The sequence below is a fragment of the Streptomyces sp. NPDC051243 genome (assembly GCF_044455405.1).
GTDB lineage: Bacteria > Actinomycetota > Actinomycetes > Streptomycetales > Streptomycetaceae > Streptomyces.
In genome coordinates this window covers 258928-274602 of the sequence record NZ_JBITES010000013.1, presented here as the reverse complement: position 1 = coordinate 274602, position 15675 = coordinate 258928, and the positions used below count along the sequence as shown (strand labels likewise).

Here is a 15675-nt window from a genome sequence, read left to right as displayed (position 1 = left end):
ACGGAGGTTCACCGATGACCATCTCCCCCCCACCCGGAACCACCGAGCCGGCCCGTGCCGCCTCGCCGTTGACGATCAGCGAGCAAGGCGCGTTCTGGGTCGGCGCCGGGCGCAAGCCGACCGAGGCCGGGACCGCCGCCGAGGCCGCGATGTACGTCCAGTACCAGATCCCGGCCGATCTCCGGCATCCGCTGCCCGTGGTGATGGTCCACGGGGGCGGCGGCCAGGGCACGGACTACCTGTCGACGCCGGACGGGCGCCCCGGCTGGGCCACCCGGTTCCTCCAGGCCGGTCACGCCGTGTACGTGGTCGACCGTCCAGGTCACGGGCGCTCCCCGTACCACCCCGATGTCCTCGGGCCCATCGAGGGCGCGGCGCCGACGTACGAGTTCATCCGCTGGCTGTTCTGCGACGGGGCGGGACGACCTGGTGGCCAGTGGCCCGGCAGCGGCGAGATCGGCGACGACTCCGCACTGGACCAGTTGATGGCGAGCCAGGGCCCGACGCTGCCCACCTTCGCCGAGAACGAGGAGCAGATGCGGCGCTGCGGGGCCGAGTTGCTGGACCGTATCGGACCGGCCGTGCTGATCACCCACTCCATGGGGGGGCCGTTCGGCTGGCTGGTCGCCGATGCCCGGCCCGGGCTGGTGAAGGCCGTTGTCTCCATCGAGCCGATGGGGCCGCCGTTCACCGAACTGCCCGGCCTCGGAAAGCTGGAGTGGGGGCTCACCGCGGCCCCGATCACTTACGAGCCGCCGGTACGGACCCCGGAGGAACTGCGCCTTCGGCTGCGCGAGGCGGGGGGCGACGGCCTGCAGGACTGTCTCGTCCAGGACGAAGAGGCAGGCGCCGTGCGGTCCCTGCCAGGGCTCCAGGGCTTCCCGATCGCCGTGGTCGCGGCCGACCACTCGCCGTTCGCGGCGTACCAGCACGGTGTCGCCGACTACCTCGCCCAGGCCGGTGCCGACGCCGAGTTGCTGCGCCTGGCGGACCTGGGGCTCACGGGCAACGGTCACCTTCCCATGGGCGAGAAGAACTCCGACGACGTGGCCGAGGCACTGATGACCTGGCTGGACAAGCGACTGGCGGACGGGGAGGAAACGCCCCGATGACAACCGTGCCAGCCGTGACAGCCATGCCGACCGTCGAGACCGATGTACTCATCGTGGGCAGCGGGCCCGCGGGGGCGAGCGCCGCACTGGCGCTGAGCACCTATGGCGTGCCGAACGTCATGGTCACCCGCTACTCACGCCTCGCGGACACGCCCCGGGCGCACATCACCAACCAGCGCACCATGGAAGTGCTGCGTGACCTGGGTGTCGAAGAGGATGTGATCGCCCAGGCCACCCCGCAGCATCTGATGGGCAACACCGTCTTCTGCACCGCCATCGCGGGCGAGGAGCTCGGCCGGCTGAGGTCCTGGGGCAACGAACCGCTCGTGCAGGCCGCGCACGAGCTGGCGAGCCCCACCCGCATGTGCGACATGCCGCAACACCTCATGGAGCCGGTGCTCGTGAACGCGGCCGTCGCACGCGGAAGCCAACTGCGGTTCGGCACCGAGTACCTGTCGCACGAGCAGGACGCCGACGGCGTGACCGCCCTGGTCCGCGACCGGCTGCGCGGCGACACGTACACCATCCGCGCCAAGTACCTGATCGGCGCGGACGGCGGCCGCAGCAAGGTGGCCGAGGACGCCGGGCTGCCGATGGGCGGCCAGATGGGCGTGGCCGGCAGCATCAACATCGTCTTCGACGCGGACCTAACCAAGTACGTGGCGCACCGACCCGCCACCCTCTACTGGGTGCTGGCGCCCGGCGCGACCGTGGGCGGCATCGGCGCCGGCCTGGTGCGCTGCGTACGGACGTGGAACGAGTGGCTGATCGTGTGGGGCTACGACGTCGACGCCGGGCCGCCGGACCTCACCGAGGAGTACGCCCTGTCCGTCGTCCGCAAGCTGATCGGCGACGACGAGATCCCGGTGACCATCAAGTCGTCCTCCGCGTGGACGGTCAACGAGATGTACGCCGAGACGTACTCCAGCGGCCGGGTGTTCTGCGCGGGCGACGCCTGCCACCGGCACCCACCGTCCAACGGGCTCGGCTCCAACACCTCCATCCAGGACTCCTACAACCTGGCGTGGAAGCTGAAGCTCGTCCTGGACGGCACCGCGTCCCCGTCCCTGCTGGACACCTACAGTGACGAGCGGGCACCGGTCGGCAGGCAGGTCGTCACCCGGGCCAACCAGTCCATCGGTGAGACGGCACCCGTCTTCGAGGCGCTCGGCGGCCTGGCGCCGCAGACCCCCGAGCAGCTGTGGCGGAACATCGCCGCCCGCAAGGACGCCACCACGGAGGCCGAGGAGCAGCGGGCGCGGCTGCGGGAGGCGATCGCCTTCAAGGCGTACGAGTTCAACGCCCACGGCGTGGACCTCAACCAGCGCTACACCTCCGCCGCGATCGTCCCGGACGGCACCGAGGACCCCGGCTTCGCACGCGACCCCGAGCTGCACTTCCAGCCGAGCACCCGCCCCGGCGCCAAGCTCCCGCACGCCTGGCTCTGCGCGGGCACCCGCAATCTGTCCACCCTGGACCTGGGCGGAAACGGCCGGTTCACCCTGATCACCGGCATCGGCGGCGAGCCCTGGACGGAGGCCGCCCGTATCCTCGGCAAGGAGTTCGGCCTGGAGATCGCCACGGCGGTCATCGGCCCCGGCCAGGAGTACGAGGACCCGTACGGGGACTGGGCCCGGCTGCGGGAGATCGGCGACTCGGGCGCGCTGCTGGTGCGGCCGGACAACCACGTGGCCTTCCGCCGCCGTGACGCCACCGGTGACGTCACGGCCGCACTGAGGGACGCACTGCGGCAGATCCTCGGACGGGGCTGAGCGGCCATGGACCTCACCGCGAAGACCGAGAAGAGCGCGACGACCGAGAAGAGCGCGACGACGACGGCGGTGCTGGAAAGCTTCGCCCACACCTCCGATCCCCGACTGCGCGAGGTGCTGGTCTCCCTGACGCGTCACCTGCACGATTTCGTACGGGACATCGAGCCGACCCAGGCCGAGTGGGAGCGGGCGATCGACTTCCTCACCGCGACCGGGCACATGTGCGACGACACCCGGCAGGAGTTCATCCTGCTGTCGGACGTCCTGGGTGTGTCGATGCTCGTCGAGACGATCAACGACCACAAAACCGCCGCCGCGACCGACTCGACGGTGCTCGGCCCCTTCCACATGACCGAGTCCCCGGTCCGGGAACTCGGGGCGAACATCGATCTGGTCGGCGGCGGCGAGCCGTGTGTGATCAGCGGACGGGTCGTCTCCGTCGACGGCACCCCGCTGCCCGGCGCGACGCTGGACGTGTGGCAGGCCGACGACCAGGGCTTCTACGACGTCCAGCAGCCTAAGAAGCAGCCGCCGGGCAATGGGCGCGGGCTGTTCACGGCGGACGCGGAAGGGCGGTTCTGGTTCCGCTCGTGCGTTCCGAGCCCGTATCCCATTCCGACGGACGGGCCCGTCGGCTCGCTGCTGGAGGCGACCGGCCGTCACCCCTACCGTCCGGCCCATGTCCACTTCATCGTGGGCGCCGAGGGGTACAGCCCGGTGACGACGCACATCTTCGTGGCGGGCAGCGACTATCTGGAGTCGGACGCGGTCTTCGCCGTGAGGGAGAGCCTGGTCGAGGAGTTCGTCGAGGTGGACTCCCCCGAGGAGGCCGCGGAGTTGGGCCTGGCCAACCCCTTCCGCCGGGCGCGCTTCGACATCGTGCTGCAGCCGGTGATCGCGTGAGGGAACGCGCCCTGGACTTCACCTATCAGGCCCAGCCGATGCGCGTCCTCTTCCGGTCGGGTGCCGTCCCGGACGCGGTGCCCGACGAGGTCGCGCTTCTCGGCCTGCGCCGCGTCCTCGTGCTGTGCGACGACCATGGCCTGGACACGGCCCGTGCCGTCGCCGCGTCTCTCGGCGGCGCCTGCGCCGGGCTGCACGCGGGGGCGGTGACGCACGTCCCGGTGGAGGTCGCCGACCTGGCCGTCGAAGCGGCTCGCGAAGCCCGGGCCGACGGCTGCGTGGCGGTCGGCGGTGGTTCCGTGACCGGTCTGGCCAAGGCCGTCGCGCTCAGGACCGGCCTGCCGATCGTCGCCGTCCCGACGACGTACGCCGGATCGGAGATGACACCCGTCTGGGGCCTGACCGAGGGCGCGGTCAAACGCACCGGGCGCGACCCGAAGGTGTTGCCGCGCAGCGTCGTGTACGACCCGCTGCTCACGCTCACCATGCCGCCCGTGGGGTCCGCGACGAGCGGCATGAACGCGATCGCGCACGCCGTCGAGGCTCTGTACGCCCCGGACTCCACTCCGATCGTCTCCCTCATGGCGCAGGAGGGTGTGCGGGCGCTGGCCGCGGCCCTTCCCGAGATCGTCGCCGACCCCTCGGGGCATGACGCGCGCAGCCGCGCGCTGTACGGGGCGTGGCTGTGCGGTGCCTGTCTCGGCGCTACCACCATGGGGCTGCACCACAAGCTCTGCCATGTGCTCGGCGGCACCTTCGACCTGCCGCACGCCGAGACACACGCCGTCGTCCTGCCCCATGTGCTGGCCTTCAACGCGCCGGCGGTTCCCGAGGCACTGGCGGCGCTGCGCCGGGCGCTCGATGTCCCGGATCCGGTACGGGAGTTGCACGAGCTGGGCGAGCGGCTGGGCATCCCGCGCTCGCTCGCCGACCTGGGCCTGACCGCGACCGACTTGGACCGTGCGGTCGATGTCGCTCTCGGGGCGCCGTACGCGAATCCCCGCCCGGCCTCCGCCGACGATCTGCGCGCCGTCCTGCACGCGGCCTGGGCGGGCGAGCCGCCGTACGGCGGCTGACCCCTCCTACTAGGGCCTGTCCGGCGGATCATGCCGGCGTCGCGGGGCGTGGCACGCGCTCCCCCAAGCTCTTCGAGCAGGGGGTACCCCCAGCCGCGTTGTCGTCGGTTGCCGACTCCCCCACGCTCGAACAACCTCGCGCGGGGGCACCCCCATCGCGTCGCCCGCCGCGGTAGCGGCTGATGTCACAGCCTCCTCCGCCTTGCAGCTGCACGCACCACACCCCGCTCGGCTTGCCCGGAATGTGCCGTTTCTTGTAGCCGCCTGATGCGCCGGACAGGCCCTAGGAGATCTCGGCGTACGGAACGCCGCTCGCACGTCGGGCCACCCGGCGTGCGACCTCGGCGAACGCCGGGGCGGCGGGCGAGTGGCCGGCCTCCGGAAAGGCGACGGCGGCCACCAAGCCGAGGGGCTCCTTCGGAGCGACGTTCTCCACTCCCGGGTGCGGGAACATCCGGGTGGCCGACAGCGGCATCAGTCCCACCATGTGCTGGTAGGCGATCTTCAAGGACACGTCCTGGGCCGAGCGGGCGTGGAAGCCGACCGTCGGGGCGTCGTCCCCGTTTCGTCCGCCCACCCAGAAGTCGAGGCCCGGCTCGGGGGTGACCCAGGGCTGATCGAAGACCTCGGTCACGTCCACCGCGGCTGCCAAGGCCAGCGGATGCCCCTTCCACAACGCGAGGGAAGCGGGCTCGGTGAAGATCGGTACGCGTGTCAGGCCCGGCATGTCGACGTTCAGGGGCAACAGCGCCACGTCGCACTCGCCGGCCAGCAGCGGGTCGAGCCCCTGGTGGAAGTCCGCTTCGTGCACCCGGATCGTGGCTCTGGGATACCGCTCGCAGAACGCCTCGATGACCGGATGCGTCAGCTCCGCGAGAGCCACCCCGTAGAGCGCGACCCGTACCTCGTCCCGTTGCCTGGCCCTGATGGCGTCTGCGGCGGCCGCGAGCCGGTCGACGTCGGCCAGCACCTCGCCCGCCCGTTCGAGCAGTTCCGCGCCGTCGGCGGTGAGCGCCACATGCCGTTTGTCGCGGTCGAACAGCTGGACGCCCAGCTCACGCTCGAGGGCGGCGATCGATCGCGTCAGCGCGGGCTGGGTGAGGTGCAGACGCTCGGCGGCGACCCGGTAATTCAAGATCTCGGCGAGCGCCGAGAAATGGCGCAGGTTCCGGAGTTCCACTCAGCCCTCCAGAAAGGCGATGTCCACGGCGTTGTGGTCCGCGCCAGGTTACAGCGCGCTTCCCCGCACGTCACCAGGCAGAAATGTGCGGCATTCCCGTCCCCCCCCTCCGACCTGCTGTGATGCACGTCACTCATCAAGCCCGCAGCTACCGGCATTGGACGGTCCTACGCCGCGCTGCCAACACTCCCATCAGGCCGACCCACAACAGCAGCGGATGGGGTGCGAATTGTCCGAGACAACCGAGACAACCGAGCCAGCCGAGAAAATCATCGAGATTCCGCAGCCGGAGCCGGACCTGACACCGGAGGAACTGGTGCGCCGGGCCGCCGGCATGAGGACCTGGCTTCGTGATCACCAGGACGAGACCGAACAGCGGACCGGTATCCCCGAGGACACGCACAAGGCGTTCCTGGAGGCGGGTTTCTACCGGTCCCTCCAGCCACGCCGCTTCGGCGGTTACGAGTTCGACCTGCGGACCTACTCCCGGATGGTCACCGAGCTGGCCCGCGGCTGCCCGTCCAGCGGCTGGAACCTGTGTCTGGCCGCCTCCCACAGCCTGGTGGTGGCCGGCCGCTTCCCCGAGAGCACCCAGCGCGAGGTGTTCGGGCCGGACGGTGACTTCCGGGCTCCGCTGCCGATGGCCCCGAGCGCCACCGCGACGAGGACCCCCGACGGGTACCTGGTCAACGGCCGCTGGGACTACGCCTCCGGAGTCAACGTCTCCACGCACTTCCTGGGTGGCGTGCTCATCATCGACGAAGAGGGCGGCATGCCCGTGCCGGGCATGGTGCTCGTGCCCTCCGGCTGGCGGATGCTCGACAACTGGGGCGAGATCCTGGGCTTCCGCGGCAGCGGCTCCAACAGCGTCGTGGCCAAGGACGTTCTCGTACCGCATGAGTACGTGTCCAGGACCCACCTCGCGGCGAGCGACGCCACCGACGGGCCGGGAGTGGAACTGCACGGCAACCCGATGTACGCGGGCCGGCTGATGTCGTTCTTCAACATCCAGCTGTGTTCGATCGTGGCGGGCGCCGCATGGGCCGCGGTCGACGAGTACCAACGGATCATCACCACCAAGAACAGCGTGCTGCCGCCCTTCACGCCGCGCAGCCACGATCCGGAACACCAGCGCAACCTCGGCCTGGCCACGGCCCTGGCCGACAGCGCGCAGCGGATCATCCTGTCGGTCGCCGACGACTACATCGCGTACGCCGCCCGGGGCCTGGCAGGGGGCGAGCCCTTCTCCGAACTGGACGACCAGGCTCTCTCCATCACGGCCCGGCAGGCCGGCCAACTCGCCTGCCAGGCCGTCGAGATGCTGGCCTCGGCCAGTGGCTCCAGCGCGCTGGCGAACGGCCAGCGCATGCAGCGGTACCTGCGCGACGTCGCCACGTACAAGTCGCACATCAACGCGCAGCACGGCGCGTGGGCCACGGCGTACGCCCGTTCTCTGCTCGGGCTGGAGAACCCGGCGTGAACCGGCAGACGCCCGCCGCGACGGCGCCCGGCGGTGGCCCGGCGGACGACCCCGGCTTGTTCCGGCATGTGCTCGGCCACTACCCGACGGGTGTCACGGTGGTCACCGCGAAGGAACCCGACGGCACCCCGGTCGGCATGGTGATCGGCTCGTTCACCTCGGTGTCCCTGGACCCTCCGCTCGTCGCGTTCTTCCCCGGCCGCTCCTCCACGACCTGGCCCAGGATCATGGCCGGCGGCGCCTTCTGCGTGAATGTGCTGGCCGCCGGCCAGGAGGGCCTCTGCCGGGACGTCAGCGCCAAGGCACCCGACCTCTTCGACCGCCACCCGTGGCGCGGCGCGGCCTCGGGCAGCCCCGTCCTGGCGGGCGTCGTCGCCTGGATCGACTGCGACATCGCCGACGTGTGGACCCTCGGCGACCACTACTTCGTCCTCGGCCACGTGCGGGAACTCGGGGTGGAGAAGACCGGCGTCTCGCCGCTGGTCTTCTCCCGGGGGCGGCTCGCCCCGTTGCCGCCCCGCCGGGACCACGACGAATCGGCCGACTACACATGGCCCGACTGGTTCTGAGAGTTCTGAGAGAAAGGAGACGCACCATGCGCAATCAAGGGCTCGGCTCGTGGCCCGCGCGGCGTGCCCGCATGGCACCGGAGGCCACCACCGTCGTGCACGACGGTGGATACCTGTCCTACGGAGAGCTGGCCGCGCGCGTGACGCGGCTCGCTCACGCCCTGCGTGCCCTGGGTGTCGGCCACGGTGACCGGGTGGCCTACCTCGGCGCGAACCATCCCGCCCTGGCGGAGACCCTGTTCGCCGCGAACGCGCTGGGCGCCGTCTTCGTCCCGCTCAACACCCGCCTCGCGGCGCCCGAGTTGGCCTTCATCCTGGGCGACTCGGGAGCGTCGGTGCTGGTGTTCGGTGCCGAACTCACCAACCTCGTCGACGCGTTCAGGGACGACGTCGAGGTGAAGCACTACGTCGAGGTGGGGAAGGCGTACGAGGAGCTGCTCGCGAGCGCGCCGGACAACCCCCTGGACGAGACGGTCGGCCTCGATGAGGTGTGCATGATCCAGTACACCTCTGGCACCAGCGGCCGTCCCAAGGGCGTCATGCTCACCCACGCCAACATCGCCTGGAACTGCTTCAACATCCTGCTGGACGTGGACATCGCCTCCGACGACGTCGCTCTGGTGGTGGCACCGATGTTCCACACCGCCGCCCTCAACACCGTCTTCCTGCCGGGCTTTCTCAAAGGAGGGACGTCCGTGCTGATGCGCGGTTTCGACCCGGAACGGGTGCTCGACGTCATCGCAGAGCACCGGGTGACGAGGATGTTCGGCGTGCCCGCGATGTACCAGGCCATGGCCCGGTCGTCGCGGTGGGCGACGGCCGACCTGTCGTCGATCCGGATCCTGCAGTGCGCGGCGGCACCCGTACCCAAGGCCCTCATCCACACATACCAGGACCGTGGCCTGACCTTCCTCCAGGCGTACGGCCTGACCGAGACCGCTCCCGCCGCGCTGGGCCTGCGCGCACGGGACAGCATCCGCAAGGCCGGCTCGGCCGGCACACCCTGCTTCTTCACCGACGTACGCGTGGTGCGGCCCGACCTCACCGATGTCGCACCGGGCGAGGTCGGCGAGGTGATCATCGAGGGCCTCAACGTGATGAAGGGCTACTGGCAGTGGCCCGAAGCGACCAAGGACGCCTTCGTCGAAGGAAGTTGGTTCCGCTCCGGAGACGCGGCCACCGTCGACGAGGAGGGGTACGTCACGATCGTCGACCGGATCAAGGACATGTACATCTCCGGCGGGGAGAACGTCTATCCGGCCGAGGTCGAGCAACTCCTCTACCAGCATCCCGCGGTCGCCGAATGCGCGGTGATCGGCGTACCCGACGAACGATGGGGCGAAGTGGGCAGAGCGCTGGTCGTGCCCCGCGCGGGCGCCGACGTGTCGCCCGACGACATCATCGACTCCCTGTCCGGCCGACTCGCCAAGTACAAGCTCCCCAAGTCGGTCGTCCTCGTCGACGCCCTGCCCCGCAACGCCACCGGCAAGATCCTCAAGGCCCGCCTGCGCAGCCAGTACGGCTCCGTGCCGGCCCGCGGTGCCGAGGAGGCATGACGCCAGGCTCCGTGCGTAGGACACGGGCCCAGCCCCGGCCCACCGCACGGGATCTTCTCGATGCCTCCCAGCGTCGTGCAGCTCACCAGCGGAGACCACGGCGGGCCGAAGGACAAAAGTCGAAAGGCCGGCATAAGACCAGCAGCCTCGACGGCAAGGCCTCATGCGCCGCCCGGCTGCGCGAAGTCGAACGCTTCCGGGATCCCCTCCGGGCCGCCGAACAGCGCCGCGCGGCACACAAGGACTCCTCCCAGGCCCCAACCGGTGAGAGTTTCAGCGCCCGGCCCATCTCGGAGGCGGGCGGAAGGTAAGCCGCGGAGACCACACCGGTGTGCGGCAGCACCTCGAGCAACACCACAACCCAGACCAGTTCGTCGCGAAGGCTCACGGCGTGCCGACGTCACCGTTCACCACTCGGGTGGCGTCCGTGATCATGCTGACCTCATGCCGACGGATCTTCTGCAGCAGCCGGATCAGGGTGCCGCGCTCGCGGGCGGTCAGGGCTCGAGCCCACTCGGCCTCGCGGGCGTTGTTGCGTGCGGAAGAGCTCACCGACCACGTCGTGTCCGTAGTCGGTGAGCTGGATGGTGACCGACCGGCCGTCCTTGTCCGACCTGCTGCGCTGGATGAGCCCCTTGCGTTCCAGGGTGTTGAGCACCGCCGAAACGCTGGTCTGGGAAACGCTGGTCAGCCGGGCGAGCTGCAGGGGGGGTCAGCTCGCCGACCGACAGCCCACCGCCCTCCCGTCCCCCGACGCCACCTACATCCCGGTCGACATCGACCCGGCCGAACTGGGCCGCGCCATCCCGGCCCACGTCCCCGTCAACGGCGACATCAAGAGAGTCCTGGAGCAACTGCTCACCGCCCTGCCCGAGGACACACACGCCTCCCCCGGCCGCACGGAGCGCCTCCTCCAGGACATCACCGCCCTCGACGCCGCCGTCGACCGCATGGCACTCGACGACGGGGCCCCGATCCATCCCGCCCGCGTCATCCGCACCGCCCGCTCCGTCTTCCCCCGCGACACCGTCCTCGGCGTCGACCTCGGCGCCCTCGCCCAGCACATCGGCGGCGCGTTCCCCTTCTTCCGCGTCTACCGACCGCGCTCCGTCATCACTCCGTCCAGCTTCTACGGCATGGGGTTCGCGGCCGCCGCCCTGCCCGCCGCCCGCCTGGTCCACCCGCGGCGGCCCGCCCTGTGCTTCGTCGGCGACGGCTCCTTCCAAATGGTCATGAACATCGTGCCGATGGCCGCCCAGTACGGACTCGCAGTCACCTGGTGCGTGCTCAACGACGACGCCCTCGGCTCCATCCGGGACCTCCAGGAACACACCTACGGCAACCGCATCCAGGACACCGAGTTCCCCTTCCAGCCCGACTTCGCCCGCCTGGCGGAGGCCTGCGGCGCGTACGGCGAACGCGTCGACGACCCGGCCGCCGTACCTGACGCCCTGAAGCGCGCCCTCGCGGAGAACGCGGCCGGCCGCCCCGCCGTCCTGGACTTTGCCGTGGCGCGCACCCGGCTCGCGCAGACCAGGGAGCACTACTTCACGACCTACCCGCAGGACGACTGATCGGCGCCCGCTTCGAGCCCTCCGAAGCGGGCGCCGACCCAGGGCTCCTTGTCAGCCCGCGTCTGGGATCCAGCTGCCGTGGAAACCGAGGGGCACTCGGGCCGGCAGATGGACGGTGGCCACGGGGGCCGCGGTGACGTCCTGGGCCGCCAGGATCACCAGGTCGGTGGCGGAGCGCTCGGGGTCATGGACGAACACCAACAGATAGCCGTCGTCCTCGGCGCCACCGGCCGCCGCGGGCACGAAGACCGGCTCGGCGAGCGTCGCGGCCCTGCCGAACGTGCGGATCTCCTGGGTCCCGCGGTGGAGATCGTGCTTGATCAACCGGTTGGAGAACGCGTCGTCAGGGAGCTGCTCGAGTTCAAGGGTGCCGGCGAAGGACTCCATCAGATCGGTGGTGGCCGCTGTGTAGCCGTAGCGGTCCGGCAGCGAGATCAGCCGGTCGTTGATCCGGGGGAACTCCTGCGGCCGGTCGTCGAGGCGCTGCGCGGTGGCCTTCCCCGCGGCCGGGTCGAGGGTGTCGGTCCAGGGCGGGCGTACCGTGGCCTTCGATGGAGCCGGTGGCGTTGGACATCATCCTCGGGTGAGTGACCACGTCCAGAACCACGCGCTCCCCGTCGTCGTAGGCGTTCAGCGTGTGGAAGATCCATACGGGATCCACATCGACCCACCGCACGTCGGCCGCGGTTCCCGCCCGCGGCATCACCCCTATGCGGGCCTGGTGCGCGTCGTTCCACTCGTAGGTAACCGGTGCGCCGCGCAGGGCCGCCTCGCGGCTGAAGGTGACCGGCAGGTCGTAGACGAGGACGTGGTTCCGGGTCAGGGCGAAGTCGTGCATCATCGCGCCTGACGGCACGGAGATGTTCTCGCTGCGGGTGACCCGGCCCTCGGGGCCGACCACGTGGTAGGTGACGTAGGACAGGCCCGCCACGTAGGCCACGGCGTGGAGTTCGCCGGTGGTGCGTTCCGCCTTGGGGTGGGCGGTGAATCCCCCGGGGAGGGTGCCGTCGAAGTCACAGGTCGACAGAGTGGTGAGGTCATGGCCGAGTTCGTAGGGCAGGGTGCCGCCCTCGACCAGGGCCAGCGTCCGGCCCGTGTGGCCGATGACGTGGGTGTTGGCGGCCACCTCCACGCCCCCGTAGACCGTGACCTTGCGCGGTGGTTCGCCGAGCATGCGGTTGACCGCGCTCTGGCGCACCCAGCGGTTGCGGTACCACTCCGCCCGGCCGTCGCGCAGGCGCACGCCGTGCACCATGCCGTCACCGAGGAACATGTGGTACCGGGCGTCGTCGACGGCGATCGGGTTGGGGCCGTTGCGCAGATAGCGGCCGTTCAGTTCGGTCGGGATGGTGCCGGTGACCGGCAGGTCGAATGCCGTGACCTCTTCGCGTACGGCGGTGAAATCGCCGCGCAGATAACGGTTGGGGCCGGCTGCGGGGTCGTTCACGAAGGTGCCTCCTTGGCGTGTTCCCGTGGGCACCGAGGGCGGTAACACTGTTACCCCTCGGGTGTGATCGGTCGGTTCTGGACGCCGGGTCAGGACGCGGGCAGACGCCTGAGCACTCCGTCCGGGTCGTACCGGCGCATGGCAGCGGTCAGCCGCGGCCACTGCGGGCCGTAATGGGCGGACCAGTCCTCGGCGGTGTGGGCGACGGCGCCGACCGCTCTTTGGGGCCGCAGGGGAAGAACGCGGCCATGAACTCCACCGGTTCCCCCTCGGGCATCCGGAACAGGGGAGTGGTCAACCGCTCGGTGGAGATGGGGTACACCTCGATCGTGCCCATGGCGCCCATGTCGCTCGGCGGGACTTCCGCCGTGAGTCGTTCGAGGTACTCGGTGACGGCTCCCGGGGGCAGGAAGGTGGTGAACCAGGGGTGCGCGTGCGGTGCGTCGGTGGTGACGCACGGGAAGGTGTCCTCCGCGCCGAAGCGGTAGAGGAACTCCCGGTAGGTCGGATCCGCACGGTCTCGCGAGGACGGTTCAGGAGGGAGACAGCGCCCCCGGCGGGCTTCCCGAGGTCTTGTCTGGTCGTCACATCAACCCCCCGGCTCAGCTGGCTAGTACCGCTTTCCCCCGGGCCGCATGAGCCGGCTGATGGCACCGAGAACGAGGCACGCTTCCTGGACCGCTCGCGGACGCGGTCGTGGACGGTCGAAGTACGCGTCAGCCGGCCCGAAGGCCGACCGCCAGCGTCAGTTCAAGGACCCGGTCTGGCGATGCGAGATCCGGAAACAGCTCCCGCAGCTGCGCCATCCGGTACCGGACTGTCTGGGGATGGACGAACAACGCCGCCGCCACCTCTTCCCGCCTGCCCTGGTGCAGCAGCCATGCCCGCAACGTCTCCTCCAGCCGCCGCGCGGTCGCGACAGGCAAGGCCCGCAACGGTGCGAGGGCTCGGGCACGCAGGTCTGCGAACGCGTCCACGTCGGCGCTCAGCACCAGCTCGGGCAGGTGGTCCTCGGTGTCGCGAATATCAGAGGAGAGGGAGCGCGCGCGTACAGCTCGTGCGTACGAGGCGGACGCACGAGTCCATGGCCGGGCCGGGCCGACCACGGCAGTGCGGTCGGTCATCTGCCGCAAGAGATGTGCTCGGTCGGCATCGGGGACGAGCAGCACACCGGTGGCGTCCGGCAGATCGTCGAGGACGAGGGTGCTCGGGTCGAGCCCGCGGTAGGCAGGCCGGGCCTGGGCGGCGGGCAGCAGGACCGCGGTCAGCGAAACCGGAGGCTGCCATCCGGCCCGTTGGGCAGAGGCCAGCAGCACGTCCGGGCTCGCGCCGGCGAGGAGCTCGCGGGCCAGGTGTTCCAGGTGGCGCTCGTGGGCCCGGCCCCGGGCGGCCAGTTCGTCGGCGTGGCCCGCGGCGCTCGCGGCGGAGAGCTCGTCGATGTAGGCGAAGGTCAGCTCGGCGAACTTGGCGACGTCGGCGGCGGGCAGACCTGCGGGTACGGCTCCCGCTGCCAGGCATCGCCAGGCCACGCGGGCACCGACGCGGTAGGCGCTGAGCAGGGCGTCCATCGAACGGCCGTCCCGGACCTCGCCGCGGCCCAGCTCGTAGGCTGCGTCACCGGCGTCGCCGCCCGTGGCGTTCCCGCTCGCGAGGTCCAGGTAGTGCCCCAGGGCGGTGCGGACGGCTCGGCGGATGGTGGCGCCCATGTGGCCCGACAGCGCGTTGGCGTAGGGAGGGACCTCGTCGATGATCGCCTGGACGACCTCGTCGGCGGTGGTCTTCAGCGTGGCCCGAAGTGCGGTGACCGTCGTCTCATCCAGAGCCAGCTCGCTGACCCTCCGCATTGCATGGCTCACGTCTTTTATTCCCTGCGAACAATTCAGCCGACCAGATTCACGTCCTGCGGTCAGGACTTTACGCCCTGAGACACAGCAAGCTGAAGCCATGACGAGTACAGCCCTCCGCAGCAGGGCGTGGAAACTGCTGGAGATGGTCACGACGCCGCTGCTGCCGTCGGACTACCTCGACCTGGTCAGCCCGCTGCGTGCGGGCGCTGACCTGCGTGGGCGCATCGAGGCCGTGCACCCCGAGACGGGCGACGCCGCGACCATCGTGATAAAGCCGGGACGAGGCTGGCGCGGCCACAGAGCCGGTCAGTACGTGCGGATCGGGGTCGACGTCGACGGGGTGCGCCTGTGGCGTGCCTACTCCATCACCTCGCCGACGAACCGCCAGGACGGCCGCGTCACGATCACCGTGAAGGCGATCCCGGACGGCAAGGTCAGCAACCACCTGGTCCGCCGGGCGAAACCGGGCACGCTGATCCAGCTCGACCAGGCAACCGGTGACTTCGTGCTGCCGCACGCCAAGCCCGCCAAAGTGCTCTACCTGACGGCCGGCAGCGGCATCACGCCCGTGATGGGCATGCTGCGCGACACCGAGTTCGACGACGTCGTCATGGTCCACTGCGCGCCACAGCCGCAGGACGTGATCTTCCGCAACGAACTGCACGACCTGGTCGCGGACAAGAAGATGCGGCTCACCGAGGTGCACACCGACACAGACGGCATGCTCGACATCGCCCGTCTCGACGAACTCGTGCCCGACTGGGCCCAGCGCGAGACCTGGGCCTGCGGGCCCGCGGGCCTGCTCGACGCCGCCGAAAAGCACTGGAGCGACCACGGCGTCCCGGAGCGCCTGCACACCGAACGCTTCCGCCCCAGCATCGTCGTCGCCGGCGACGGCGGCGAGGTCACGTTCAGCGCCACCGGCAAGACCGTCGACGCGGACGGCGCCACGCCGTTGCTGGACATCGGCGAGGAGGCCGGAGTGCTCATGCCCTCCGGGTGCCGCATGGGCATCTGCTTCGGCTGCGTCACGCCGCTCAAGGCGGGCGCCGTCCGCGACCTGCGCACCGGCGAGATCACCGAGGCCGAGCCGGGCGTCCTCATCCAGACCTGCGTGTCCGCCGCCGCGGGCCCCTGCGACATCGAACGGTAGGAGCAC

The 15675-nt window shown here is 70.4% G+C and carries 13 protein-coding genes and 1 pseudogene; 9 read left to right on the top strand and 5 right to left on the bottom strand.

Annotated features, from left to right (window positions below; translation table 11 throughout):
- Window positions 1-14: 14 nt before the first annotated feature.
- From ACIBAG_RS31865 to ACIBAG_RS31850, 4 genes are read left to right on the top strand one after another with little or no spacing between them, the layout of a single operon-like run.
- Window positions 15-1112 carry an alpha/beta hydrolase gene (locus ACIBAG_RS31865; RefSeq protein ID WP_399109790.1) on the top strand — a complete coding sequence of 366 codons (1098 nt, stop codon included), beginning with the start codon at window positions 15-17 and terminating at the stop codon, window positions 1110-1112.
- A complete protein-coding gene (locus tag ACIBAG_RS31860) occupies window positions 1109-2884 on the top strand; it encodes an FAD-dependent oxidoreductase (RefSeq protein WP_399109788.1) in 1776 nt (591 codons plus the stop codon). Before ACIBAG_RS31865 ends, ACIBAG_RS31860 begins: the two co-directional genes overlap by 4 nt.
- Before the next feature lie 6 nt (window positions 2885-2890).
- The gene (locus tag ACIBAG_RS31855) at window positions 2891-3787 is read left to right on the top strand and encodes an intradiol ring-cleavage dioxygenase (protein WP_399109787.1); all 897 of its coding nucleotides are present in this window, start codon (window positions 2891-2893) and stop codon (window positions 3785-3787) included.
- 38 nt (window positions 3788-3825) lie between these two features.
- Window positions 3826-4863, top strand: coding sequence for a maleylacetate reductase (locus ACIBAG_RS31850; RefSeq protein ID WP_399109856.1), 1038 nt, complete (start codon window positions 3826-3828; stop codon window positions 4861-4863).
- Window positions 4864-5146: 283 nt separating this feature from the next.
- On the opposite strand, the gene ACIBAG_RS31845 is transcribed toward ACIBAG_RS31850, so the two are convergent.
- Window positions 5147-6043, bottom strand: a complete 897-nt coding sequence (locus tag ACIBAG_RS31845) for a LysR substrate-binding domain-containing protein (RefSeq protein ID WP_399109785.1) — start codon at window positions 6041-6043, stop codon at window positions 5147-5149.
- A 229-nt stretch (window positions 6044-6272) separates the two neighbouring features.
- Here ACIBAG_RS31845 and ACIBAG_RS31840 point away from each other — a divergent pair, with 229 nt between their 5' ends.
- From ACIBAG_RS31840 to ACIBAG_RS31830, 3 genes are read left to right on the top strand one after another with little or no spacing between them, the layout of a single operon-like run.
- Window positions 6273-7523, top strand: coding sequence for an acyl-CoA dehydrogenase family protein (locus ACIBAG_RS31840; protein WP_399109784.1), 1251 nt, complete (start codon window positions 6273-6275; stop codon window positions 7521-7523).
- The gene (locus ACIBAG_RS31835) at window positions 7520-8092 is read left to right on the top strand and encodes a flavin reductase family protein (protein WP_399109783.1); all 573 of its coding nucleotides are present in this window, start codon (window positions 7520-7522) and stop codon (window positions 8090-8092) included. The genes ACIBAG_RS31840 and ACIBAG_RS31835 overlap by 4 nt, the downstream gene beginning before the upstream one ends.
- A 26-nt stretch (window positions 8093-8118) precedes the next feature.
- The gene (locus ACIBAG_RS31830) at window positions 8119-9648 is read left to right on the top strand and encodes a long-chain fatty acid--CoA ligase (protein ID WP_399109781.1); all 1530 of its coding nucleotides are present in this window, start codon (window positions 8119-8121) and stop codon (window positions 9646-9648) included.
- 442 nt (window positions 9649-10090) lie between these two features.
- On the opposite strand, the gene ACIBAG_RS31825 is transcribed toward ACIBAG_RS31830, so the two are convergent.
- The gene (locus ACIBAG_RS31825) at window positions 10091-10306 is read right to left on the bottom strand and encodes a winged helix DNA-binding protein (protein WP_399109779.1); all 216 of its coding nucleotides are present in this window, start codon (window positions 10304-10306) and stop codon (window positions 10091-10093) included.
- On the opposite strand from ACIBAG_RS31825, the gene ACIBAG_RS31820 reads away from it, so the two are divergent.
- Window positions 10233-11222: a thiamine pyrophosphate-dependent enzyme gene (locus ACIBAG_RS31820; RefSeq protein WP_399109778.1), complete on the top strand. Its 990-nt coding sequence runs from the start codon at window positions 10233-10235 to the stop codon at window positions 11220-11222. The genes ACIBAG_RS31825 and ACIBAG_RS31820 overlap by 74 nt on opposite strands.
- A 51-nt stretch (window positions 11223-11273) precedes the next feature.
- On the opposite strand, the pseudogene ACIBAG_RS31815 reads toward ACIBAG_RS31820, so the two are convergent.
- From ACIBAG_RS31815 to ACIBAG_RS31805, 3 genes and pseudogenes are all read right to left on the bottom strand, one after another.
- Window positions 11274-11681 (bottom strand): annotated as a pseudogene (locus ACIBAG_RS31815) (carotenoid oxygenase family protein); the annotation flags it as partial.
- Entirely contained in the window at window positions 11584-12669 is a 1086-nt protein-coding gene (locus ACIBAG_RS31810) for a carotenoid oxygenase family protein (protein WP_399109777.1), read from the bottom strand. The pseudogene ACIBAG_RS31815 and the gene ACIBAG_RS31810, both read right to left, overlap by 98 nt.
- A gap of 716 nt (window positions 12670-13385) precedes the next feature.
- Window positions 13386-14525, bottom strand: coding sequence for a PucR family transcriptional regulator (locus tag ACIBAG_RS31805; protein ID WP_399109775.1), 1140 nt, complete (start codon window positions 14523-14525; stop codon window positions 13386-13388).
- 88 nt (window positions 14526-14613) lie between these two features.
- Here ACIBAG_RS31805 and ACIBAG_RS31800 point away from each other — a divergent pair, with 88 nt between their 5' ends.
- Entirely contained in the window at window positions 14614-15669 is a 1056-nt protein-coding gene (locus ACIBAG_RS31800) for a ferredoxin reductase (protein WP_399109773.1), read from the top strand.
- Window positions 15670-15675: the final 6 nt, after the last annotated feature.

Bases quoted from the DNA above. Each gene is read 5' to 3' on its own strand.
- ACIBAG_RS31820 (WP_399109778.1), top strand. From the start codon at position 10,233: ATGGTGACCGACCGGCCGTCCTTGTCCGACCTGCTGCGCTGGATGAGC.
- ACIBAG_RS31865 (WP_399109790.1), top strand. From the start codon at position 15: ATGACCATCTCCCCCCCACCCGGAACCACCGAGCCGGCCCGTGCCGCC.
- ACIBAG_RS31855 (WP_399109787.1), top strand. From the start codon at position 2,891: ATGGACCTCACCGCGAAGACCGAGAAGAGCGCGACGACCGAGAAGAGC.
- ACIBAG_RS31860 (WP_399109788.1), top strand. From the start codon at position 1,109: ATGACAACCGTGCCAGCCGTGACAGCCATGCCGACCGTCGAGACCGAT.
- ACIBAG_RS31850 (WP_399109856.1), top strand. From the start codon at position 3,826: ATGCGCGTCCTCTTCCGGTCGGGTGCCGTCCCGGACGCGGTGCCCGAC.
- ACIBAG_RS31830 (WP_399109781.1), top strand. From the start codon at position 8,119: ATGCGCAATCAAGGGCTCGGCTCGTGGCCCGCGCGGCGTGCCCGCATG.
- ACIBAG_RS31800 (WP_399109773.1), top strand. From the start codon at position 14,614: ATGACGAGTACAGCCCTCCGCAGCAGGGCGTGGAAACTGCTGGAGATG.